The organism is Janthinobacterium sp. J1-1 (assembly GCF_030944405.1).
Classification (GTDB): domain Bacteria; phylum Pseudomonadota; class Gammaproteobacteria; order Burkholderiales; family Burkholderiaceae_D; genus Janthinobacterium.
Map to the genome: position 1 here is coordinate 637,787 of NZ_CP132339.1, position 22,946 is coordinate 660,732.

The window sequence follows — 22,946 nt, forward strand, 5'->3', positions numbered from 1 at the left end:
TGGCAGTTGAGCCGGGGGTAAAAGAATGGCGCCTGCGGGCGCCATTTTTTACATGTTTTTTTCAGTATCGGAACAGGCAACTGTTTGCCTGAAAAGCACTATAATTCATGAATAGTTTCTTTATGGAAAATAATTGTGAAGACTTTGCGTAATGTATCGTTGATTGCCACGCCGTTGTTGCTGCTGCTTAGTGCCTGTGGCGGAGGCGGCGGAGGCGGCAGCACCACCGTCAGCGAAACGCCGGTGCCGCCGGTGACCGGCACCACGCCGACCATCGTCGCCGCGTCCACCGTGCAAAACCTGTGCGAGAAGCCGCGCGCCGGCAACAGCACCGATCGCCAGGGAACGCTGTTGAACGAGCTGACCTGGGTGCGCAGCTGGATCGATGAGACCTATCTCTGGTACAAGGAAGTGCCGACCACCTACCTGCCGCAAAACTTCAGCACCCCCATCGCTTATTTCAACGTGCTGAAAACGTCAAGCGTCACCGCCTCGGGCAAGGCCAAGGATCAATTCCATTTCACCTACACGACGGCGGAATGGGAAGCGTCGCTGAAGGGCGTGGAATTTGGCTACGGCATGCTGTTCGCGGTCAGCCAGACCACGCCGCCGCGCAAGGCGGTGATCTCGATCGTCGAGCCGGGTTCGCCGGCGGCGCTGGCCGGCTTCCAGCGCGGCGACGTGCTGCAGAGCATAGACGGCGTCGACTTCGTCAACGCGGGCGACAAGGCCAGCGTCGATACCATCAACGCAGGCCTGTTTCCGGAAGCGCAGAACAGCCACCGCCTGGCGTTCAGCCGCAATGGCGTCAGCATCAGTGCCGCCTTGTCGCCGGTGGAAGTCAATACCACGGCCGTGCAGAACCAGCGCATCATCGATACGCCGACCGGCAAGGTCGGTTACCTGACTTTCAATACGCATAACAACGTGGCCGAGCGCCAGCTGATCGAGGCGATGCAGCAATTCCAGGCGGCCGGCATCAGCGACCTGGTGCTCGACGTGCGCTATAACGGCGGCGGCCTGCTCGACGTGGCCAATGAACTGGCGTACATGATTGCCGGTCCACAGGTGGCGGGCAAGACTTTCGAGCAGCTGCAGCTCAATGACAAGCAGAAATCGCCGGCGCCGTCGGTGTTCCGCACGCGCAGCGTGGGCTACGCGGCATCCAATCCCGTGGCTGCCGGCGTGGCCCTGCCGACGCTGGGCCTCAAGCGCGTGACGGTGCTGACCACCGCCAATACCTGCTCGGCCAGCGAATCGATCATCAACGGCCTGCGTGGCGTCGACGTGGAAGTCAACCTGATCGGCGGCACCACCTGCGGCAAGCCGTATGGCTTCTACCCGCAGCCGAATTGCGGCACCACCTATTTTGCGGTGCAGTTCCAGGGCGTCAACGCCAAGGGCTTCGGCGACTATGCGGACGGCATCAAGCCAACCTGCCAGGTCGACGATGACTACCAGCACGCGCTGGGCGACAGCAACGAAGGCATGCTGGCGGCTGCGCTGCGCTACCGTGTCACGGGCAGCTGCACGCCGGCTACCGGCCTGAGCCGCTTGTTGAGCACGGTGGAAAGTTCGGAAAGCGTGGCCTTGCGGGTGCTGCGTCCGCAGTACAAGGAGATCGCCATCCGCCAGTAAGCCACCTCCCGGTGCTTTGGCTTATAACAATATTGATATAAGGAAAGAAGAAAGCATTCGTTCTGCGAGGACTGGCATTTTGCTATCGTGCGAGGTTTCTTACCTCTAAGATATTTAGCAATGCACAAAGCTTACACGTTACACCCGCTGGCACTGGCCGTACTGGCCGTGCTGGGCGGCGCCGCAACGCAGGCACAGGCACAGGCGCAAACGCCAGCGCCGGCAGCGGAAAACCAGCCTGCGGCCACCCCGCAGGCTGTTGTCGTCACCGGTTCGCGCATCCCGCGCGCCAGCCTGGAAGGCCCTTCGTCGGTCACCATCCTGACCGGCGACGAGATCACCAAACAGGGCTACAAGAACGTCTTCGACGCGCTCAACAACCAGGTGCAGAACAGCGGCTTTACCCAGGGCGAAGACTACGGCAATACCTTCACGCCATCGGCCAATACCATCAGCCTGCGCGGCCTGGGCCCGAACCACACCCTGATTCTGCTGAACGGCCGCCGCCTGGCCGATTTTCCGATCGCCTATGACGGCGCGGTCAACTTCACCAACCTGGCCAATATTCCGTCGAGCATCGTCGACCGCATCGAGATCCTGAACGGCGGCGCCTCCGCCATCTACGGCTCGGACGCGATCGCCGGCGTGGTCAACGTGATCCTGAAAAAACAGGCCGAAGGCTTCGACATCAATGTCAAGGCCGGCGGTACCTCGCGCGGCGGCGCGGCCAGCCAGCGCGTGCAGCTGACGGGCGGCGGCAACTTCGACAAGCTCCATACCCTGTTCAGCGTCGAGCTGAGCGAGCGCGACCCGTTGTCGAGCATGGACCGCGACTTCATGTCCAGCCGCTCGGGCGTGCCGACCATCGTCGCCTCGCGCCGTACCCTGCAATCGGGCACGTCCGGCAGCTATGTCGACCTGGGCAATACCTGCAATGATTTTGGCGACATGTATGGCGGCAGCGTCATCAAGTACACGGCAAAGAACGGCAGCTATTGCGCCAGCCCGAAAACCCGTCCCACCTACTGGACCACGCAAACCAAGAACAGCAGCCAGAACGTGTTCGGCAGCGCCAATTACGAGCTTGACGCCGATACCACCCTGTTTGCCGATTTCCTGCTCGGCAAGAACAAGACCGTCAACAATACGCGCGGCCCGTCGTGGACCTCGGCCTCGCTGAACGGCGGCTCTTTCCTGAACCAGAATACGGGCGGCTACGAAGAGTGGACCCGCTATATCTCGCCCGAGGAAATCGGCGGCGTGCAGCGCTACAACCGCAGCTGGGACGACCTGGCCACCGCTGTGTCGCTGGGCGCCAAGGGTCGCATTCCCGGCACCGCCTGGCAGTATGAAGCGAACTACAACGCCTCGATCTACAAGAGCGAAGGCCATACGCCGCGCATGCGCTCGAACATCGACAGCTTCTTCCTCGGCCCCAAGCTGGGCACCGACGCCAATGGCGTGGCCATCTACGCGCCCGACGCCGCGCGCCTGTCGCGCCGTTTGACGCCGGAAGAATTCAACGGCATCACCGACTACGCTACCAGCCACGACAAGGCCTGGACCAATACTTTGAGCCTGGCCACCAATGGCGACCTGTTCCAGCTGCCGGCCGGAACCGTAAAAATCGCGACGATTGCCGAAGTAGGCAAGCAGGGCTTCCGCAACGAACCCGATGCGCGCATCAACGACGGCTATTTCAACCTGGCCACCGGCTCGGGCATCACGGCCGGCACCCGCTCGCGCGCCGCGCTGGGCGCGGAACTCAATATTCCGCTGCATGAAAAGCTGACCGGCACCCTGGCCGGCCGCTATGACCGCTACAGCTTTGCCGGCCGCAAGGAAGGCAAGTTCACCTACAACGGCGGGCTGGAACTGCGTCCGGCGCCCGAGCTGCTGTTCCGCGCCAACTACGCCACCAGCTTCCGTGCGCCGGACATGAACTATATCTACCAGGCGCGCGGCACCGGCTACTATTCGAGCACCACCGACTACTACCGCTGCGGCGCCGCCGGCCAGCCGATCGAGACCTGCGAGTTTGCCAACAAGTCGCCTGGCGCCGACTACGTGCAGAACGGCAGCCGCGACCTGCAGTCGGAAAAAGGCAAATCGTTCGGCATCGGCGCCGTCTGGTCGCCCAGCGCGAACTTCGATGTGTCGGTCGACTACTGGAACATCAAGATCGATGACCTGGTGACCAACCTGAGCGATGACAAACTGCTGCGCGACGAAGCCGATTGCCGCCTGGGCAAGACGGACATCACGTCACCGACCTGCGTCGACACCCTGGGGCGCATCGAGCGCTACTCGGCCACCGCGCTGAACAAGGCGGGCGAGATCAAGACCATCACCGTCAACCCGATCAATGCGGCCAAGCAAAGCAGCAGCGGTATCGACGTCAGCCTCAAGTATCTGCTGCGCACCACCGACTATGGCCGCTTCGCCTTCAAGGCCAACTACGCCAAGGTGCTGAGCAAGAAGTCGCAGCAATTCGCCGGCGACGAGGAAATCGACGAAACCAAGTCGCTGACCAATATGGACTGGCCCGACAAGCTGAACCTGAGCGTCAACTGGGGCGCGGGCGACTGGTCGAACACCTTGCTGGTCAGCCGCTACGGCAAGGTGCCGAACTCCGCCGGCACCGGCTATCTGACGCCGACGGCGCTGGCCAATATCAGCACTGTCTACCGCATCAATGACCGCGCCAGCGTGTCGGTGATCGTCAACAATGTGTTCGACAAGATCAAGCGCGACAGCAGCGGCGGCTGGCCGTATTACCCGATCGGCAATTACAGCCCCGTGGGACGCCAGGGCTGGATCGAATTCAATTACCATTTTGGATCGTAATTTGTAGCCGTCAGAGCCAAGCCGGGATCGCCAACGCGGTCCCGGCTTTTTTATTTTTCGGCGCGGTTGGACGACCGCCACGGCATCTATAATTGCCCGCTTGCCGATCCCCCGATGGAGTCCTCCCATGCTACGCCACGCCCTGCTGTCCGCCGTCCTGTTGTCCGTATTTTCCGCTCACGCCCACGCCGCCGCTCCCCTGACCACCATCGCCGAACGTTCTGGTTTCCTGAACACGGGCCGCTATGCCGAAGTGGAGACCTTGTGCAAGCAGTTCCAGGCCCGCTACCCGAAACAGGTGCGCTGCTTCGAATTTGGCCGCACGCCGGAAAACCGGCCGATGCTGGCGCTGGCGGTGTCGAATACGGGTGTGTTGAGTGCGCAGGAGGCTGCGCGCCGCAAGCTGCCGGTGCTGCTGGTGCAGGGCGGCATCCATGCAGGTGAAATCGACGGCAAGGATGCGGGCTTCCTGGCGCTGCGCGAAGTCCTCGATGGCAAGGCGGCGCCCGGTGCGCTGGACAAACAGGTGCTGCTGTTCGTGCCGGTATTCAATATCGACGGCCACGAGCGCTTCGGACAGTGGAACCGCCCCAACCAGCGCGGCCCGGTGGAAATGGGCTGGCGCAGCACGGCGCAAAACTACAATCTGAACCGCGATTACATGAAGGCCGACGCACCCGAGATGCGGCAGATGCTGGCGCTGGTCAACGCCTGGGACCCGCTGGCCTATGTCGACCTGCATGTCACCGACGGCGCCCAGTTCGAACCCGATATCTCGATCCAGGTCGAACCCGTGCACACGGGCGACGTGGCCTTGCGCCAGGCCGGCACCAGCTTGCGCGACGGCGTGCTGGCCGACCTGGCCAAACAAGGGTCGGACCCGAAGCCGTTCTACATCTCGTTTGCCGAGGAAGACAATCCGCAATCGGGCTTTGTCGACGGCCCGCCGAATCCGCGCTTTTCGCACGGCTACTTCCAGCTGCGCAACCGCTTCGGCGTGCTGGTGGAAACCCATTCGTGGAAGGATTACCCGACCCGCGTGCGCATCACCCGCAACACCATCGTCTCGCTGCTGGAGCAAGTGGCGCAACACGGCGCCGCCTGGCGCGATACCGCGCTGGCGGCGGACGCGCGCGCGCAGCACCTGGCCGGCAGCACGCAGCCGCTCAGCTACAAAACCACCGACAAGAGCCGCATGATCGATTTCCGCGGCTACGCCTATACGCGCACACCGTCCGATATTTCGGGCGCCCTGATGACGCGCTACGACGAGACCACGCCGCAGCTGTGGCGCGTGCCGCTGCGCGACGAGATCGTGCCCGACCTGCAGGTGACGGCGCCGAAAGCCGGCTACCTGGTGCCGGCCGCCCACGCCGCGATGGTGGCCGATAAACTGCGCCAGCATGGCGTGCAGTACCAGCTGCTGCGCACGGCGATCGCCAGGCAAGCGGTCGAAACTTTTCGCGCCGGCAGCGTGAAATTCGGCGCGCAATCGTTCGAGGGCCGGCAGACGGCGCAGGTGACGGGCGAGTGGCAGGCGGAGGAGCGCGCCATCGGCGCCGGCGCCCTGTATGTGCCGGTGAACCAGCCCAAGGCGCGCCTGGTGCTGGCCCTGCTGGAGCCGCGCGCGCCCGATTCGCTGCAAGCCTGGGGCAGTTTCAATACGGCCTACGAAGCGAAGGAATACATGGAAGATTACGTGGCCGAAGATGTGGCGCGCGCGCAGCTGGCGGCGGACCCGCAACTGGCGGCGCAGTTCCGCCAGAAGCTGGCCGACGACCCGGCCTTTGCGCACAACCCGAAAGCGCGGCTGGCGTTTTTCGCGCGCCGCCATGCGTCGTGGGACGAGCGCCTGAATCTGTATCCGGTGCTGCGCACGGATGTGGCACCGGCTGGACATGCGTTTCGTGAAAACATTTCACGAAGTGATATATATGAAATCTTTCCTAAATAAAAATTTCCTATAGGAAATTTTGTGATATAGTTAAAGCAACTATTTTCACGATGAAAGATGTAGCTCGTGTCGCGCGCATGTGTCGCTTCACGTAGTGCCTTCCTATGTCCAAGCGACCTCATTCACTTGAAACCGCAGTGGCCCTGACCGAGTTGATACGCCGTATCCCGAGCAGCCACCTCGTCACGGCCCCAGACTTGCACAAGCAGCTCAAAAACGCAGGAATCGATCGTGACCTGCGTACTGTCCAGCGCCATCTTGACATGCTCTCAGAGCATTACGATATCGAACGCGATGAGAGCAGCAGGCCATACGGCTATCGCTGGAAAAAGCTTTCCGGTGGGCTGGCATTGCCCATGCTCAGTGAGCAGGAATCGTTGCTGTTGCTGCTGGCGCAACAGCAGCTACGCCATTTGTTACCGAGCAGCTTGATGAGTTCCCTGGATAACTTTTTTCAACAAGCACGCAGCGATCTTGGACTTGGCAATTCAGGCAAGCCTGCCACCCAATGGCTGAAGAAGGTGCGTGTTGTCAGTACTACCCAGCCGCTGCTGCCACCGAAAATCGAGGCCGGTGTTTTTGAAAGTGTCAGTAATGCACTGTACGCCAACCGTTGGCTGGACATTGACTACCAAAATGCAGCGGGCAAGCGCAAAAGCGCTCGTGTAATGCCGCTCGGACTGGCACAGCAGGGTGTCAGGCTTTACTTGGTCTGCCGCTATGAAGGTTACGATGAAGAGCGCATCCTGGCGCTGCATCGTATCTTGCTGGCACATGTAACAGCGCATGACTTCGAATACCCTGTCGATTTCGACTTGCAGCGCTACGACGCTGACGGAAATTTTGGCATGGGTAATGGCAAGCGCATTCGCCTGCGCTTCTGCATCGAGAAAGAAGCCGGCTTGCACCTGCTCGAATCACCGCTGTCGCGCGATCAGCGGGTCGACGTCCAAGACGACTGTTTCGAGGTCGAAGCGACCTTGGCCGACACCGCCCAGTTGACGTGGTGGTTGAGTGGGTTTGGCGGGAAAGTATGGAATATCCGACGTGAAAGTGATGACGAGGCGGCGCTGCGACACAAGTTGACGTGAAGTGGGCCGACAATGGTGTCATGCCGTGCGCAGCGCCATGTTTGCGCTGTTCCGATCACTCTTTTGCCTGTTCTTGACCCATGCTGATACTCATGTTGATCTGCGCCTTCCTGGTACTTTGCCTGCTGTACGGCATGTATGCCAGCGCGCGCTCCGTTGCCCGTGGCGCTGGGCATATTCGCTCCCAGGTGATGCCAAATCCAGCGGCGGTGACGCCAGCGGAAACGGACCTTGATGCACCGCTGCCCAAGTTTCATGCGTGCTACCAATCCCGCATCGAAGAATTGCGTGCCTTGTTTGCCTTGTTCCAGAGCGGCGCATTGACGCAAGCCGAGTTCGAGCAGGCCAAACGGCATCTGCTTGCCAAGATGACGGCGCTGTCCTGAGCCGTTTCCATTGATTGTTTTTACATTAAGCGCATGAATGCCATGACTTCCTTGATTTTCACCGCCGACGACAACGACAAAGAGCGACAGGCATCGCACCGTGACGAGATCCGCCATGACGTCCTGCGCACCGGCGTGGCGCTGTCCGCCAACGAAATCGTCGGCCGCTTTGGCAGTGCCAATGCTGAATTCATCAAGGGCTATCGCGGCATCGACCATGCAACAGGGCAGACGTTTGCCAAAAGCCTCGCCGGCATCTCGAAGTACAAGGTCAGTAGCGAGTCGGCGGAGATGGCAAAGAGCAATCTCAAGCAGCAGGCGGGCTTTTCCGCCGAGGTCGCTTCCACCAGCCGCGACAATGCAGAAGCCATCATTGGCGGCTCGAAGATCCGTATCACGCGCAGCGATGACTTGCCACAGTATGGCAAGAACCATAACGTCGTCGATCGCGTGCAGATGCTGGACGGTCAGATTATCGAGGGCTCGCAGACGCAGATGAAATTCGTCGGCAATCGCGACAAGCTCTTGAATGATATCGCCGGTGATGATGGCAAATTTGCGCGCTATCGTGGCGTGAAACTCGAGTTGCCGTCTGAGCAGTACGAGGGCGCCAGGGAGTTTTGCCAGCAACGTGCGCGGCAGTTGCGTAAGGACGCGCAAACAGTGGAGCAGCTTGGCAAGTCCGAGGTTGCTGCCAAGCTGCGTCGTGAAGCGCAGAACTACGAGCAGTTGGCCGAGCAGGTCACCGACAGTGGCCTGACCAGTGGCGATGCCCTGTTTTACCGCACTGATCCGGGAGTTGCCACACTGCGCGATATCGCGGTGACCAGCCACCGTGCCGGTATCGAGGGTGCGAGGTGCGGCGCGGTCATCGGTGGCTGCATTTCGCTGTTGAGCAATTCGTTTGCTGTCGCCCAGGGCAGGGTGCAAGTGGGCAGCGCCATGGCGCGGGTAGGGCAGGACGTCGCCAAGTCCGCTGCTATCGGGTATGGAACGGCTGCGCTCGGCGCAGCCATCAAGGGCGGCATGCAGCAATCCGGCCAGCAAACGCTGCGTGGGCTGGCTAATAGCAGCGCCCCCACGCTGGTGGTCAATATCTGCCTGTCGCTCGGCAGCTCCATCAAGCGCTATGTCCATGGCGAGATCAGCGAAAGCGAATTGCTGGCCGAAGTGGGGGAAAAGGGCGCAGGGATGTTATCGAGCGGCATGATGGCCGCGCTTGGACAGATTGCGATTCCCATCCCGTTTGTCGGCGCGGCCATCGGTGGCATGGTTGGCTATACGCTCTCGTCGATTTTTTATCAGAGTGCACTCGATGCCGCCAAAGGAGCGGAACAGTCGCGCGTCAATCTCGAACGCGTACGAGCCATCGAAACGGACGCGCGTGCGCAGATCGCCGAACAGCAGGCCGCGCTCGATGCCTTTGTGCGAACAGAAATGTCGCAGTTGCACCAGGAAACGCAGCAATTGTTTTTAGCCATCAGCGTGGTTGGTGCCGGCAGCGTCGATCAGCTGGCGCAGGCCATCAATCACTATGCGGGCTTGCTGGGCAAGCAGCTGCAATTTGCATCGCAGGCCGAGTTTGATGACTTCATGCTGTCGGATCAGCCTTTGCAGCTGTAAACACAACTCTATTACCACTTTTATTTTCTCAGATCGGAGTAATACATGTTACTGAAGCAGTTATCCGTAGACGATAGACGAGATTTTCTCTGTATTGCTGAACTGTTGAGTATTGCTGACAAGCCTGTGTCACGGGTAGGAAAACATGGCCTGACGATCCCTTCAGATGCTCTACTCAAAGCAGCAATGGGACCTGTTCTTTCCATGTTCATGAAGAAAACACCTTCAAAAACAATTCCCGCAGGCACAATTTCCGCCATTCAGCGCAATGAGCGTGAATCGATGGCAATGGCCGAGCTTATCTATGCGTGTGGAAAAGAAACCGACGGAAAAATAGATGGCACGCCAGATCGGATGGAGCGCAAGGGTATTGAGTGGTCCTTGGTCAAGCGCATCGGCAGACTTCCCATTGAGACTGCCGAAGAGCCAGCCGCCCGTGCGACGGTCGCGCTTGATGTGCTGCGTGAGTTGCTTAAAGATAGAAAGGCACCCGTGCCATCCGTACCAAAACTGATGCTGTTTGAGCTGATGTTGTTTGCATTGACCAAGGGCAGCATCTCCAGTATCGAATGGCAGTTGCTCAACGAATTCAGCCATCACCATCAGTTGGAAAACCATATCTTCAACGATCTGTTGGAACGGGCGGAATTTACGCACCGCGAAGCTCAGAAAACCCTCGCCATCATTCTCGAATAAGGAGTTCACTATGGCTGTTCCACTTCTTCTTGGCGTGCCCGCCGCCGCTACTGCCTTGTATGGCATCTACAAAAGTGTCAATGGCGTCATGGATCAGAATAAGGCAAGCAACCTTAATACTGACGCGAAGTCAATGGCTGATGCCGCAAACGAGCGCGTGGACCGGCAGCGCAAGGATACCAACGCAGTGCTGGAAGATTACGGCACGCGCAAGCTGCGAGCCTTTAACGGCGTTATCGCCGATTTTATCGCCACCTTCGGACGCCTGAAGAATGTGGATGTAGTCAATACACCTGAACTGGATAAGCTCAATCTGGGCGATTTTTCCAGCGTCGGACTGCAAGGATTGAAAGACGATTACGCATTGCTGAAAAGTTCCGGCCTGGGCCTGGGTTCCGGACTCGGTGGTGGTGCGGCCTTGGCATTCGGCGCGTACAACGGCACCATGCTGCTGGCCACCGCCAGCACGGGCACGGCCATCTCTACACTGAGTGGTGTGACGGCGACCAATGCAACGCTGGCATGGCTGGGCGGCGGCTCCATCGCTGCCGGTGGTGGCGGCATGGCGCTCGGCACCATGGTACTCGGGGCCGTGGCGATCGGGCCGGCACTGGCCATCTTCGGGCATATAGTCGGCAACAAAGGCGAAGAAGCACTGAATAATGCGCGCAGCAATCTGGAAATGGCCAGGACGGTGCGTGACCAGGCCGAGGTCATGTTCAAGAAGCTGGAAGCCATTGCGCGCGTATCGGCACTGGCCAATACGACGTTTTCAAAAGTCAGCTCGCAACTGCGGCGTGCCGTGGGCGATCTCGGGCGTGTCATCGACAGCCATGGCGAGAACTATCAGCGTATGCCGGAAGAGGCGCACGAAGTGGTCATGCGGTCAGTCAAATTTGCGCAATTGCTGAAGGCCATGATCGATACGCCTATCCTGGACAAGGATGGCAATCTGGTGCTGTCGACCGAGAAACGGATCGCTGAAATCGCCACGCTGGCGCCTTGAGCAAGGCTGCCGCGATGACCACGCATGTCCTGCGGCGCGATACGGGGGTGCCGCGCCAGGAGTTCCCCTGCAACCAGTGCGGTTTGTGTTGCCAGCATGTGGACCTGGCTGCGGAAACCAGCTTTCTCGACCGTGGCGACGGCGTGTGCCGGCATTACGATGAGGCGGCCAGGGCGTGCACGATTTATGCGCAGCGCCCGGACATTTGCAGGGTGGAGCTGCATTACGATACCCACTACGCAGGTCGTTGTACTTGGGATGAGTTTGTCGCCTTGAATCTGCAGGCATGTGCCGCGCTGGCCGCTATGGACGGGGCCTGACATGTGACCGAGCGTTGAGAAGATGTAATGTGCGCGCGGCGGTTGATGCTATTGTGCTTGCTTTCCCGACAAGGGCTACCTGGAGCGCCAGCACATGCCGCAGCATCTACCGAAAAAAATCCTGATCCTCAGCGTCTCGGCCGGGGCCGGCCACATGCGCGCGGCGCAAGCCATCGAGTCCTATGCGACGCGCGATGATGGCCAGGGGCCGCGCGCCATCGCCAGCCATCTCGATGTGATGCAATTTGTCACACCCGCGTTTCGCAAGATGTACACGGATTTTTATATCAAGCTGGTCAACAAGGCCCCGGCGCTATGGGGCTATCTGTACCACGCCACCCACGATGCGCCGAAGGACAGCACCATGCAGCGCCTGCGCCGCGGCGTCGAGCGCCTCAATACGCGCGCCCTGATGGCGCAGATCGCCGCCTTTGCGCCCGACGCCATCATCTGCACGCACTTCCTGCCGGCCGAACTGCTGTCGCGCGCGCTGCGCGAACGCCAGCTGGCCTGCCCGGTATGGGTGCAGGTGACGGACTTCGACCTGCACCGCATGTGGGTGCACGATCATATGCAGGGCTATTTCGCGGCCACCGACGAAGTGGCGTTCCGCATGCGCCACGAGGGGATCGCCGCCGAACGCATCCACGTCACGGGCATCCCCGTGATGCCGGCGTTTGCCAGGGCGCCGGACCGCGCGCAGTGCGCCCAGGCGTTCGGACTGGACCCGCAACGCAAGACCATTTTGCTGATGGGCGGCGGCGCGGGCCTGGGCAGCCTGGACACCATCGCCGCGCGCCTGCTGGCGCTGGCGGGCGATTTCCAGCTGATCGTGCTGGCCGGGAAAAACGCGGCGGTGCTGGCGGCGCTGCAGAAGCTGGCCGCACAGTATCCGGGCCGCCTGCTGGCGCAGGGTTTTACCAGCGAAGTGGAGCGGCTGATGGCCTGCGCCGACCTGGTGATCACCAAGCCGGGCGGCCTGACCACTTCCGAATGCCTGGCACTGGGCCTGCCGATGATCGTCAACTCGCCGATTCCCGGCCAGGAAGAACGCAATGCCGACTATCTGCTGGAGCAGGGCGTGGCGCTGAAAGCATTTGACGGCGTGACCCTGGAATACCGCGTGCGCCATCTGCTGGACCATCCTGAGCAGCTGCAGGCGATGCGCGCAAGAGCCCTGGCGCTGGGCCGCCCGCGCGCCGCGCTGGACGTGCTGGCGCAGGTGCTGGGCACGCAGGCATGACGGCCAGCGTCGTCAAGCCGTGGCAGATTGCGCTGACCGTGGCCTGGGTCGCCCTGCTGGGCCTGTTTTTTGCGCAGGTCGAGATCCAGATCGAAGGCGCGGCCGGCTGGGCGGCCAACCTGCCCACCTGGCGCATCGAGCATCACTGGCTGCTCGATATCTTCTGGGGCGGCCGGCCGATGACCGGGTACCATGCCTGGGTGTTTCCGTTTGTGGCGCTGTTTTTTCATTTTCCGCTGCTGTTCCTGGCGCAGTGGTCGTGGCGCCTGGAGGCGCGCGCCATCGGCTGCATCATGCTGTTCTGGGTGATTGAGGATTATCTGTGGTTCGTCATGAATCCCGCCTATGGCGTGGCGCATTTCAGCCCGGCGCATATCGCCTGGCACAAGCACTGGATATTATTTGCGCCGACCGATTACTGGGTCTCGCTGCTGGCGGCCAGCGTGCTGCTGTTCTTTTCTTACCGGAGAAAGCCATGATCCGTATTCCTGCCGGGCTGCTGGCGCTGTCCCTCGGCCTGATGATGGCGCCGGCGGGCGCCCAAACTCCCGCTTCGCCCGCGCGCAATCCCGACTGGGCCACGCGCCTGCCGCATGTGTCGAACCTGCACCAGGTCACGCCTGCCTTGTACCGCAGCGCGCGGCTTGACAGCGTCGATGTGGCGCAGTTGCAGGCGCTGGGCGTGAAAACCGTGATCAGCCTGCGCTCGTTCCACTCCGATACCGACCTGCTCAAGGACAGCGGCATCCGCACCGTGCGCATACCGATCAATACCTGGGCCATCCGCGACCGCCACGTGGTCGAAGCCATGCGCAGCATCCGCGCCGCCGAACAGGATGGCCCGGTGCTGCTGCATTGCCTGCACGGCGCCGACCGTACCGGCATGATGACAGCCATGTACCGCATGCTGTACCAGGGCTGGCCGCGCGACAAGGCCATCGACGAACTGAAAAACGGCGGTTACGGCTACCACGCGGTGTGGCGAAATATCGAAAAATACCTCAAGCGCGTCGACGTGGACGCCATCCGCGCGCAGATCGACCAGGGAACGCCATGAAGACGATTTTGCTTAGCCTTGCCGCATGCGCGCCACTGATCGCGCTGGCCGCGCCCACTGTCAACCTGGTCGATATCAGCAAGTCCGGCGTGCCCGGCAAGACCTTTGCCGCCAGCACCAGCATGCCGGCCAGCGTGGCCAATGTCTGCGCGGCGATCCAGGATTTCGCCGCTTACCCGCAGTTCATGCCGAACGTCGATAAAATCAAGGTGGCGAACGCCGGCGGCGGCGCCTCGCTGGTCGATATCACCCTGAAACTGCCGATGGGGAAGATCAAGCAATACCGCCTGAAGATGACGCCGAAAGTCACGGACGCCTCCTGCCAGCTGGCCTGGAAGCTGGTGCCGATGGAAGGTCTGAAGCCGGATGACACCATCGCCGACACCAGCGGCTACTGGCAGCTGTCGCCCGACCCGCAGGACACCGGCGCCACTGCCATCAAATACCAGGTGTACACCGATCCCGGCCCGGTGCCGATGGGCCTGGGCTGGATCGTCGACAGCATGAGCCGCGACAGCATTCCGAAGATGTTCGAGGCCTTGCGCGCGCGGGTGGCCGCGAAAAAATAAGGCCGGACCTGGCCTTCGGCTTGGTCACGCTGGCCCGCAAGTTCAGGCATGATTGCGATTCCAATCACGTTTTTCCGGAAATCCGCATGGAACACCACAGCTTTTTACTGAATATCCTGTTTTACCTGGTCGCCGCCATCGTCACGGTGCCGCTGGCCAAGCGCCTGGGCATGGGCGCCGTGCTGGGCTACCTGGTGGCTGGCGTCGTCATCGGACCCTGGGGCCTGGGCCTGATCAACAACGTCGAAGTGATCCTCAGTTTTTCGGAGTTCGGCGTGGTGCTGCTGATGTTCCTGATCGGACTGGAACTGGAACCGAAGCGCTTGTGGCTGCTGCGCCGGCCCATCTTCGGCTGGGGCGGGGCGCAGGTGGCGGTGGTCAGCGCCGGTCTGTGCGCCGGCGCCATGGCGTTTGGCGTCGACTGGCGCACGGCGCTGGTGGCTGCCCTGGGCCTGTCGCTGTCGTCGACCGCCATCGTGCTGGCCACCCTGGGCGAGCGCAAACTGATGTCGACGCCGGCCGGCTCGGCCGGTTTTTCCATTTTGCTGTTCCAGGATATCGCCGCCATTCCCATGATCGCGCTGGTGCCGCTGCTGGGCGGCCTGGCCACGCACAGCGATGCGCCGGGCTGGCTGCGGGTGGTGAAACTGGTGGCCGTCTTGGGTGCGCTGGTGGTGGCCGGGCGTTTCCTGGTCAACCCGATTTTGCGCTTTATCGCCAAAACGGAATTGCGCGAAATTTTCACCGCCTTTGCGCTGATGCTGGTGATCGCCATCTGCGTGCTGATGGAATCGGTGGGCCTGTCGATGGCGCTGGGCACCTTTGTCGCCGGCGTGCTGCTGGCCGACTCCGAATACCGGCATGAACTGATCAGCGACCTGGAGCCGTTCAAGGGTTTGCTGCTGGGCCTGTTCTTTATCGCCGTGGGCATGTCGGTCGACTTCGGCGTGCTGCGCGCGCAGCCGCTGTTGATCCTGGCGCTGGTGGCGGGCCTGCTGGCAATCAAGATCGCGCTGCTGTATGGCCTGTCCAAACTGTTCGATATTCCGCGCGGCCAGCAGCTGTTCTTTGCGCTGCTGCTGTCGCAGGGCGGCGAGTTCGCCTTCGTGGTGTTCGCCACCGCGCTGGCCGCCCATGTGTTTACGCCCGAGACCAGCGCCGTGCTGGTGGTGGTGGTTACCGTGTCGATGGTGGCCACGCCCTTGCTGCTGCTGTTGCACGACAAGCTGGTGGCGCCGCGTCTGCGCAGCGATAAAAAACGCCGGCCCGACGACACCATCGAAGCGCAGGACAATCCCATCATGATCGCCGGCTTCGGCCGCTTCGGCCAGATCATCGGCCGCCTGCTGGCCGCCAACAAGATCGGCGTGACGGTGCTCGACCACGACCCGGACCAGATCGACCTGCTGCGCAAGTTCGGCTTCAAGGTGTTTTATGGCGACGCCACGCGGGTCGACCTGCTGGTGGCGGCCGGCATTGAAAAGGCGAAAGCGCTGGTGATCGCCATCGATGACGTCGACGACAGCCTGGCGCTGGTCGACGCGGTGCGGCTGCGCCTGCCGCACCTGACCATCCTGGCGCGCGCGCGCAACGTCACGCATTACTATGAATTGATGAACCGGGGCGTGACCCTGATCGAGCGCGAGACCTTTGCCGCCGCGCTGCTGCTGGGCGAGCAGACCCTGCGCCAGGCGGGATTTTCCGCCGAGCGGGCCGAGCGCGCCGCCGCCATCTTCCGCACGCATAACCTGAAGACCCTGCTCGACGTGGCGCCGCACTTCCAGGACCAGCAAAAAGTGATGTCCCTCACGCGCAAGGCGCGCGAGGAACTGGAGGACATGTTCGAGAGCGATGCCGCCGCGTTTGCGGCGGAAGGAGAAAACGGTCGTCCCCGATGATCGCCGTCGGGATTACTTCCCGCGCTTGCTTTCGATCGCCTCGATGCGGTCCATGATGCTGTTCATGCGTGCCACCAGCGCCTGGTACGGTTTCGGCGTGGCCAGGTCGACCCCGGCCGCTTTCACCAGCTCATACGGATAGGCCGAGCCGCCCGAAGCGAGCATCTTCAGGTAGGCCGCCAGTGCGCCTGGTTCCTTGGCCAGGATGCGCTGCGCAAAGTCCTGCGCCGCGGCGATCGAGGTGGCGTACTGGAACACATAGAAGCCGTGGTAGAAGTGCGGCACATACGCCCATTCCAGCGCATAGGCCGGATCGATCTTCATCACGCCCTGGGCTTCGCCGTGGTAGCGCTTGAGGATGTCGGCATAGATGGCCGTCATCTGTTCGCCCGTCAGCGCTTCGCCTTTGTCCACCTTGGCGTGGATGGCCGCCTCGAATTCGGCGAACATGGCCTGGCGGAAGAAGGTGCCGCGCAAACCCTCCAGCGCCGCGCCCAGGTACAGCAGGCGTTCGTCGTCATCCTTGGCCACGTTCAGCTGATGTTCGAGCAGCAGCGCCTCATTGGTGGTCGAGGCGATTTCCGCTACAAAGATGCTGTACGGCGCATAGATCGACGGCTGTGCCTTGTTGGCCAGCACCGAGTGCATGGCGTGGCCCCATTCGTGGGTCAGGGTGCTGACGGCTTCGTAGTTGTCGGTGTAGTTCAGCAGCACGAACGGGTGCACGTCATACGCTTCGCCATTCATGTAGGCGCCGGCGGCCTTGCGCGGGCGCGGGTAGACATCCATCCAGCGCGCGTTGGCCGCCGCCGTCAGTGCCTTGACATAGTCCGGGCCCAGCGGCGCGGCGGAGGCCAGCATCATGCGCTTGCCTTCGGCCAGCGGGAAGGTACGGTCGCTTTTCAGCAGCGGCGCATAGATGTCGTAATAGGCCAGGTCGCTCACGCCCAGCATGCGCGCGCGCAGCTTGAAGTAGCGGTGCAGGGTCGGCAGGTTGGCGTTGGTCTGGGCGATCAGGGTCTGGTAGACGGCCGGCGGCAGGTTGTCCGAGTCCAGCGCGGCGCTTTGCGAGTCGGCATAGCGGCGTACTTTCGCGTAGGCGGCGTCGGTCTTCAGCTGGCCATACAGGGTTTCGCCAAACGTGCGCTCGTAGTCCTTCCACTTGCCGAAAAAGGCGTCGAACACCAGCTTGCGGTCGGCGCGGTTGTCGTCGCCGCGATACCTCGTATACGCCGCCTGGTCGAGCCGCACTTCCTTGCCGTTGGAAAGCTTGACGGTCGGCCACGGCACTTCCGAGTTGGCCAGGGTACGGTAGACGCTGGCGGCCGAGCCGGTTGCCAGGCCGAACTGCGCCAGCAATTGCTCGCCCGCGCCATCGAGCGTGTGCGGCGCATTGCGCAGCATGCCGGTCAGCTGGAAGCGGTACAGCTGCAAGCCCTTGTCTTTCGCCAGCAGGGCGTCGATGCGCTTGCCGCCCAAAGCGAGGATTTCAGGCTGGATGAAAGTGGTGGCCTGCGCAAAGCTGTTGCCCAGCAGGGCCGCGCGCTGGTTCAGCTGGTTGCCCTTGCCGTCGCCCGTATCCTGGTCGTAGTACTGCGACGCATAGGAGGTCAGGCGGCCGACGCGCTTGCGCACCTCGGCATACAGGTCCAGGCAGGATTTCAGGCGGGCCGCCGAAGCGCCCAGCTGGCCGCGGCAAGAAGCCAGCTGCTTGAGCTGCGCATCGAGTTGCCTGGCGTCGGCATCAAAAGCGGCGTCATCCCGGTACAGCGCGCTCAAGTCCCAGCGGTCGGCGACTGTATCGGTCTGCGCGATGGCGGGGGCGGCGGAAAAAGCGGTGGCGAGGGCGAAACCGAGGGCCAGCAGGGTCAGGGCGGGGCGTTTGAAAGTCGTCATACTATCCATTCCATATCCGGGTTCAAGAGGGCGGCATGCAGCGCGCCCACTGTACAGCAAGATGGCGCAGCGGGACAGCAGCCTGCCCCGGCGCCTGAATGGCTTACTTTTTGCCCAGCAGGTCGAGCAGGATCGACGTTTCCGCCGTGATCGCCGCCTTGATGGTCGGCTGGTACTCGGGTGCCCATTGCGGCGAGTGCGGGCCGGCCAATGGCTTGCCGCTGGCCTTGGCCGCCGCCAGCTTGCCTGGCTCCACCGCGCCGATATGCAGCAGCACGGCCTTGGCGCCGGCCTGGCCGTAGTTGGCGAAGTCTTCCGAGGTCATCTTGGCCGGCATTTCCACCACCTGGCTCGCACCCAGCGACTTTTGCAAGGTGCCCACCATGCGCATGGTCAGCTCGGGATCGTTGTAGACGGCGTCCGTACCCGGGCGCACTTCCACCAGCGGTTCCTTCGGCGCGCCGGCGGCAAATGCTTCGCCTTTCACTTCACGCGCAATGCTGGCCAGCACGCGCTTGCGCACGGCGTCCTTGAAGGTGCGCACGGTCAGCTGCATGGTGACCTGGTCGGGCACGATATTGGCCTGCGTGCCGCCGTGGATGCTGCCGACCGTGATGACGACCGGATCCATCGGATTGTTTTCGCGCGAGACCAGGGTCTGCAGCGCCAGCACGATGCGCGCGGCCATCACCACCGGGTCGCGCGTGTCGTGCGGCGCTGCGCCGTGGCCACCCTGGCCATACACGGTAATGCTGATGGTGTCGGCGGCGGCGCGGAAGTAGCCGGCGTGGTAGCCCACTGTGCCCGATGGCAGGGTCGCTTCATCATGGAAGGACAGCGCGTAGTCCGGTTTCGGGAAGCGCGTAAACAGGCCGTCCTTCAGCATGGCGGCCGCGCCCAGCAGCGGCTCTTCCGCCGGCTGGCCGACCAGCATCAGGGTGCCGCTCCAGTGCTGGCGGTTGTCCGCCATCAGCTTGGCGCTGCCATACCAGGCCGACATATGCACATCGTGGCCGCAGGCGTGCATGACGGGCACGGTGTCGCCGGCGGCGTTCTTGGTGACCACGCTGCTGGCGAACGGCAGGCCGGTTTTTTCCAGCACCGGCAGGGCGTCGATTTCGGTACGCAGCATGACGACCGGGCCGGGGCCGTTGCGCAGGATCGCCACCACGCCGGTGCCGCCGACGCCGGTGGTGACCTCAAAGCCCAGCGCTTTCACTTTTTCGGCCAGCTTCCTGGCCGTTTCCACTTCCTGGAACGCCAGTTCGGGATGGCGGTGCAGGTCCAGGTACAGCGCTTCGACGGCCGCAGTGTTGGCGTTGAGCTGGGCGGCGATGGCCGGCGGCAGGGCTGCGGCATGGCTTGCGCCAGTCGCGAGCAGGGCGGTGGCAAAGGCGATTTTGGTGATCTGTGCTGCAGGAAATTTCATAGGTTTCTTTTGAGATGCGGACGTATGGCGCCCACTGTGAACAAGGTGTTTTTTAACTTAACGGAAACATTTCCTAAAATCAATAAATGGGGCGGAGATATTTTGATAATGTATAATCTGCAATATAAAAAATTCCATATGGAATTAAAAATATCCCTATTGCACTAATTTAGAGAAAAGACATGATGAGTTTTATCGCAAATATCAAGATCGGCAAACGGTTGGGCATCGGCTTCATGCTGATCCTGGCCATGACCGTGGTGATCGCCACCGTGGGCATCTGGCGCTTGAATGAAGTGGCCACCTCGACCCGCGCCATGATGGCCGAACCGCTGACCAAGGAGCGCTTGATTACCGACTGGTACGGCCTGAACTTCGCATCGATCCGCCGCACCGCCGCCATCGTCAAGAGCAGCGACCCTGCGCTGGGACCGTACTTCAAGGAAGACTCGGCCGCCTCCGTCAAGCGCGCCGCGGAACTGTTGAAACAGATCGAACCGCTGATTTCGGGCGAGCAGGAAAAAGCCCTGTTCGCGAAAATCCTCTAACAGCGCAAGCTGTACAGCGCCTCGCGCGACGGCGCCGTCAAGGCCAAGGCCGACGGTGATGTCGAGGGGGCGGCAAAAATTCTCGACGGCTCGTTTACGCCGGCGGCCAAGGTCTACCAGGACCTGCTGCAGGAACTGGTGACCCTGCAGCGCGTCAGCATCGACGCCACCGCCAAACAGATCGACGCCTCGGCCGTGCAGGACACTCGCATCATCCGCTCGTTGACGCTGTTTGCGGTGGGCTTCGGCATCCTGTGCTCATGGCTGCTGACGACCGGCATCACGCGCCCGCTGCGCCAGGCGCTGGCGCTGGCCGAAACCGTGGCCGCCGGCGACCTCACGCACAGCGTCGCCACCACTGCGAAAGATGAAATGGGCGCGCTGCTGACGGCCCTGGGCAATATGAACAACAACCTGGTGGGCATCGTCAGCCAGGTACGCAGCGGCACCGACAGCATCGCCACCGCATCGAGCGAAATCGCGGCCGGCAACCTGGACCTGTCGTCGCGTACCGAGCAGCAGGCCGGCTCGCTGGAAGAAACGGCCTCGTCGATGGAAGAACTGACCGGCACCGTCAAGCAGAACGCCGACAATGCGCGCCAGGCCAACCAGCTGGCCATCACGGCGGCCGGCATCGCCAGCCGTGGCGGCTCGGTGGTGGCCGAAGTGGTGGCCACCATGGGCTCCATCAATGCCTCGTCGCGCAAGATCGTCGACATCATCAGCGTCATTGACGGCATCGCTTTTCAAACCAATATCCTGGCGCTGAACGCGGCGGTGGAAGCGGCGCGCGCCGGCGAGCAGGGCCGCGGCTTTGCGGTGGTGGCCGGTGAAGTGCGCAATCTGGCCCAAAGATCCGCCAGCGCGGCCAGGGAGATCAAGGGCCTGATCGACGACTCGGTCAGCAAGGTGGATATCGGCGCGAAACTGGTCGACCAGGCCGGCGCGACCATGGATGAAGTGGTGGCCAGCGTCAGGCGCGTGACCGACATCATCGGCGAAATCTCCAGCGCCAGCACCGAGCAGACACACGGCATCGAGCAGGTCAACCAGGCGATCGCGCAAATGGATCATGTGACCCAGCAAAATGCGGCCCTGGTGGAAGAAGCGGCGGCCGCCGCCGGCTCGCTGCAGGATCAGGCCCATGGCCTGGCGCAGGTGGTCAGCGTCTTCAAGCTGCGCGAACAGGCGGGCTTGCTGCGCCGTCCGGCAGCGGCCGCCACGGTACGCGCGGCGGCGCCGGCAGCCCGTGCGGCCGCCCGCAGCACGGCGGTATCGCCAAAAAAATTGCCAGCGGCGAAAGCGCTGGCAAATGATGACTGGGAAGAGTTTTAAGCAGTCAGTGCGGCGCCATCGCAATGGTGGCGCCGCCAGGCCTTACACCGCTTGTAACGGTATCGTCGCGCCAAACGTGGTCGGCGTCGAACACGGTTCTTCATCGAACGCGATATCGCCCATCGGATTGGCCAGGCCGTCCGCTTTCAGGTCGGTAAAGCCGAACAGCTTGCCGTCCATCAGGTGCGACGGCGCCACGTTCGACATGGCCGAGAAGATGCTTTCCACGCGGCCCGGGAATTTCTTGTCCCAGTCGCGCATCATGGCCTTGATCTGCTTGCGCTGCAGGTTTTCCTGCGAGCCGCACAGGTCGCATGGAATGATGGGGAAACCCTTCACTTCGGCATAGCGCTCGGTGTCTTCTTCCTTTACATAGGCCATCGGACGGATCACCATGTGCTTGCCGTCGTCGGACACCAGCTTGGCCGGCATGCCTTTCAGTTTTCCGCCGAAGAACATATTCAGGAAAAAAGTTTCCAGGATATCGTCGCGGTGGTGGCCCAGCGCGATCTTGGTCGCGCCCAGTTCGTCGGCCACACGGTACAGGATGCCGCGGCGCAGGCGCGAGCACAGCGAGCAGGTGGTCTTGCCTTCCGGGATCAGCCGCTTGACGATGCTGTAGGTATCCTGGTTTTCAATATGGAAGGCCACGCCCAGTTCCGTCAGGTACGCTGGCAAAATTTCTGGCGGGAAGTTCGGCTGCTTCTGGTCCAGGTTGACCACCACGATATCGAAGTGGATCGGTGCCCGTTCGCGCAGGGTCATCAGGATGTCGAGCAGGGCGTAGCTGTCTTTGCCGCCGGACAGGCACACCATCACCTTGTCGCCTTCTTCGATCATGTTGAAGTCGCCGATCGCCTGCCCCACCAGACGGCACAGGCGCTTGTGCAGCTTGTTGTTTTCCAGGGCGATCTTTTCCGCCTTCTTGCGCGCCAGTTTCTGCGCTTCGATATTGGCCGGGATTTCCACCGCCGTCGTCGTCACTTCCATGATTGCCTCGCTCATGCCGCATCCTTGATCTGGAATACTTCCACGCCCACGCCTTCGCAGTCGGGGTAGACGTCCGGTTTCATCGACGACACGCGTGCGGCGCGCACGCGCGGGTGCGCCAGCATGGCGGCCAGCACGTCGTCGACCAGGGTTTCCTGCAGCTGCACATGGCCTTGCGCCATGCGTTTGGCGATGGTGTCGCGCATGAAGTCATAGTCGACCACTTCGTCCAATTGATCGTCTTTCGGCGTCGACTGAGCCAGCGGGATATACAGGTCGACATTGATCAGCACGCGCTGCTCGCCCTTTTTCTCGAAGTCGTAGACGCCGATATTGATCAGCACTTCGTAATTGCGCAGGAACAGGCGCCGGCAATCGGCCAGGCGGGGGTGGTACAGGGCGGAGGACATGGTTTTACCT

General features: G+C 61.9%; 18 protein-coding genes and 1 pseudogene. 15 read left to right on the forward strand and 4 right to left on the reverse strand.

Features of this window, described 5'->3' with window-relative positions; translation table 11 throughout:
- Nucleotides 1-135: 135 nt before the first annotated feature.
- The 14 genes from Q8L25_RS02860 (at nt 136) to kefC (ending at nt 16,328) form a co-directional block, all read left to right on the forward strand.
- A complete protein-coding gene (locus tag Q8L25_RS02860; protein WP_308923481.1) occupies nt 136-1,638 on the forward strand; it encodes a S41 family peptidase in 1,503 nt (500 codons plus the stop codon).
- A 120-nt stretch (nt 1,639-1,758) separates the two neighbouring features.
- On the forward strand, nt 1,759-4,485 hold the full coding sequence (locus tag Q8L25_RS02865) for a TonB-dependent receptor domain-containing protein (RefSeq protein WP_308923482.1): 2,727 nt from the start codon (nt 1,759-1,761) through the stop codon (nt 4,483-4,485).
- 127 nt (nt 4,486-4,612) lie between these two features.
- Nucleotides 4,613-6,439, forward strand: coding sequence for a M14 family metallopeptidase (locus tag Q8L25_RS02870; RefSeq protein WP_308923483.1), 1,827 nt, complete (start codon nt 4,613-4,615; stop codon nt 6,437-6,439).
- Between the two features lie 137 nt (nt 6,440-6,576).
- A complete protein-coding gene (locus tag Q8L25_RS02875) occupies nt 6,577-7,530 on the forward strand; it encodes a WYL domain-containing protein (RefSeq protein WP_308923484.1) in 954 nt (317 codons plus the stop codon).
- Between the two features lie 92 nt (nt 7,531-7,622).
- Nucleotides 7,623-7,916, forward strand: coding sequence for an SHOCT domain-containing protein (locus Q8L25_RS02880; protein ID WP_308923485.1), 294 nt, complete (start codon nt 7,623-7,625; stop codon nt 7,914-7,916).
- Nucleotides 7,917-7,958: 42 nt separating this feature from the next.
- A complete protein-coding gene (locus Q8L25_RS02885; RefSeq protein ID WP_308923486.1) occupies nt 7,959-9,539 on the forward strand; it encodes a hypothetical protein in 1,581 nt (526 codons plus the stop codon).
- A 45-nt stretch (nt 9,540-9,584) separates the two neighbouring features.
- A complete protein-coding gene (locus Q8L25_RS02890) occupies nt 9,585-10,235 on the forward strand; it encodes a hypothetical protein (protein WP_308923487.1) in 651 nt (216 codons plus the stop codon).
- Nucleotides 10,236-10,245: 10 nt separating this feature from the next.
- On the forward strand, nt 10,246-11,241 hold the full coding sequence (locus tag Q8L25_RS02895) for a hypothetical protein (RefSeq protein WP_308923488.1): 996 nt from the start codon (nt 10,246-10,248) through the stop codon (nt 11,239-11,241).
- A 14-nt stretch (nt 11,242-11,255) separates the two neighbouring features.
- Nucleotides 11,256-11,561, forward strand: coding sequence for a YkgJ family cysteine cluster protein (locus tag Q8L25_RS02900; RefSeq protein WP_308923489.1), 306 nt, complete (start codon nt 11,256-11,258; stop codon nt 11,559-11,561).
- Between the two features lie 94 nt (nt 11,562-11,655).
- A complete protein-coding gene (locus Q8L25_RS02905; RefSeq protein WP_308923490.1) occupies nt 11,656-12,804 on the forward strand; it encodes a glycosyltransferase in 1,149 nt (382 codons plus the stop codon).
- On the forward strand, nt 12,801-13,283 hold the full coding sequence (locus Q8L25_RS02910) for a hypothetical protein (RefSeq protein ID WP_308923491.1): 483 nt from the start codon (nt 12,801-12,803) through the stop codon (nt 13,281-13,283). Before Q8L25_RS02905 ends, Q8L25_RS02910 begins: the two co-directional genes overlap by 4 nt.
- Nucleotides 13,280-13,861, forward strand: coding sequence for a dual specificity protein phosphatase family protein (locus Q8L25_RS02915; RefSeq protein ID WP_308923492.1), 582 nt, complete (start codon nt 13,280-13,282; stop codon nt 13,859-13,861). Before Q8L25_RS02910 ends, Q8L25_RS02915 begins: the two co-directional genes overlap by 4 nt.
- Nucleotides 13,858-14,430, forward strand: a complete 573-nt coding sequence (locus Q8L25_RS02920; protein WP_308923493.1) for an SRPBCC family protein — start codon at nt 13,858-13,860, stop codon at nt 14,428-14,430. Before Q8L25_RS02915 ends, Q8L25_RS02920 begins: the two co-directional genes overlap by 4 nt.
- 86 nt (nt 14,431-14,516) lie before the next feature.
- Nucleotides 14,517-16,328, forward strand: a complete 1,812-nt coding sequence (kefC, locus tag Q8L25_RS02925; RefSeq protein WP_308923494.1) for a glutathione-regulated potassium-efflux system protein KefC — start codon at nt 14,517-14,519, stop codon at nt 16,326-16,328.
- Nucleotides 16,329-16,340: 12 nt separating this feature from the next.
- On the opposite strand, the gene pepF is transcribed toward kefC, so the two are convergent.
- Together pepF and Q8L25_RS02935 are read right to left on the reverse strand one after the other, a co-directional pair.
- Nucleotides 16,341-18,224: an oligoendopeptidase F gene (gene pepF, locus Q8L25_RS02930; RefSeq protein WP_308923495.1), complete on the reverse strand. Its 1,884-nt coding sequence runs from the start codon at nt 18,222-18,224 to the stop codon at nt 16,341-16,343.
- A 103-nt stretch (nt 18,225-18,327) separates the two neighbouring features.
- A complete protein-coding gene (locus tag Q8L25_RS02935; RefSeq protein ID WP_308923496.1) occupies nt 18,328-19,653 on the reverse strand; it encodes an amidohydrolase in 1,326 nt (441 codons plus the stop codon).
- A 185-nt stretch (nt 19,654-19,838) separates the two neighbouring features.
- Between Q8L25_RS02935 and Q8L25_RS02940 the strand changes: the two are divergent.
- Nucleotides 19,839-21,536 (forward strand): annotated as a pseudogene (locus Q8L25_RS02940) (methyl-accepting chemotaxis protein).
- 42 nt (nt 21,537-21,578) lie between these two features.
- Here the strand turns inward: Q8L25_RS02940 and ttcA are convergent.
- Both ttcA and Q8L25_RS02950 read right to left on the reverse strand, forming a co-directional pair.
- Nucleotides 21,579-22,541, reverse strand: coding sequence for a tRNA 2-thiocytidine(32) synthetase TtcA (gene ttcA / locus Q8L25_RS02945; RefSeq protein WP_308923497.1), 963 nt, complete (start codon nt 22,539-22,541; stop codon nt 21,579-21,581).
- Complete coding sequence (locus Q8L25_RS02950; RefSeq protein ID WP_308923498.1) at nt 22,538-22,936, reverse strand: dihydroneopterin aldolase; 399 nt, start codon at nt 22,934-22,936, stop codon at nt 22,538-22,540. The genes ttcA and Q8L25_RS02950 overlap by 4 nt, the downstream gene beginning before the upstream one ends.
- Between the last annotated feature and the right edge of the window lie 10 nt (nt 22,937-22,946).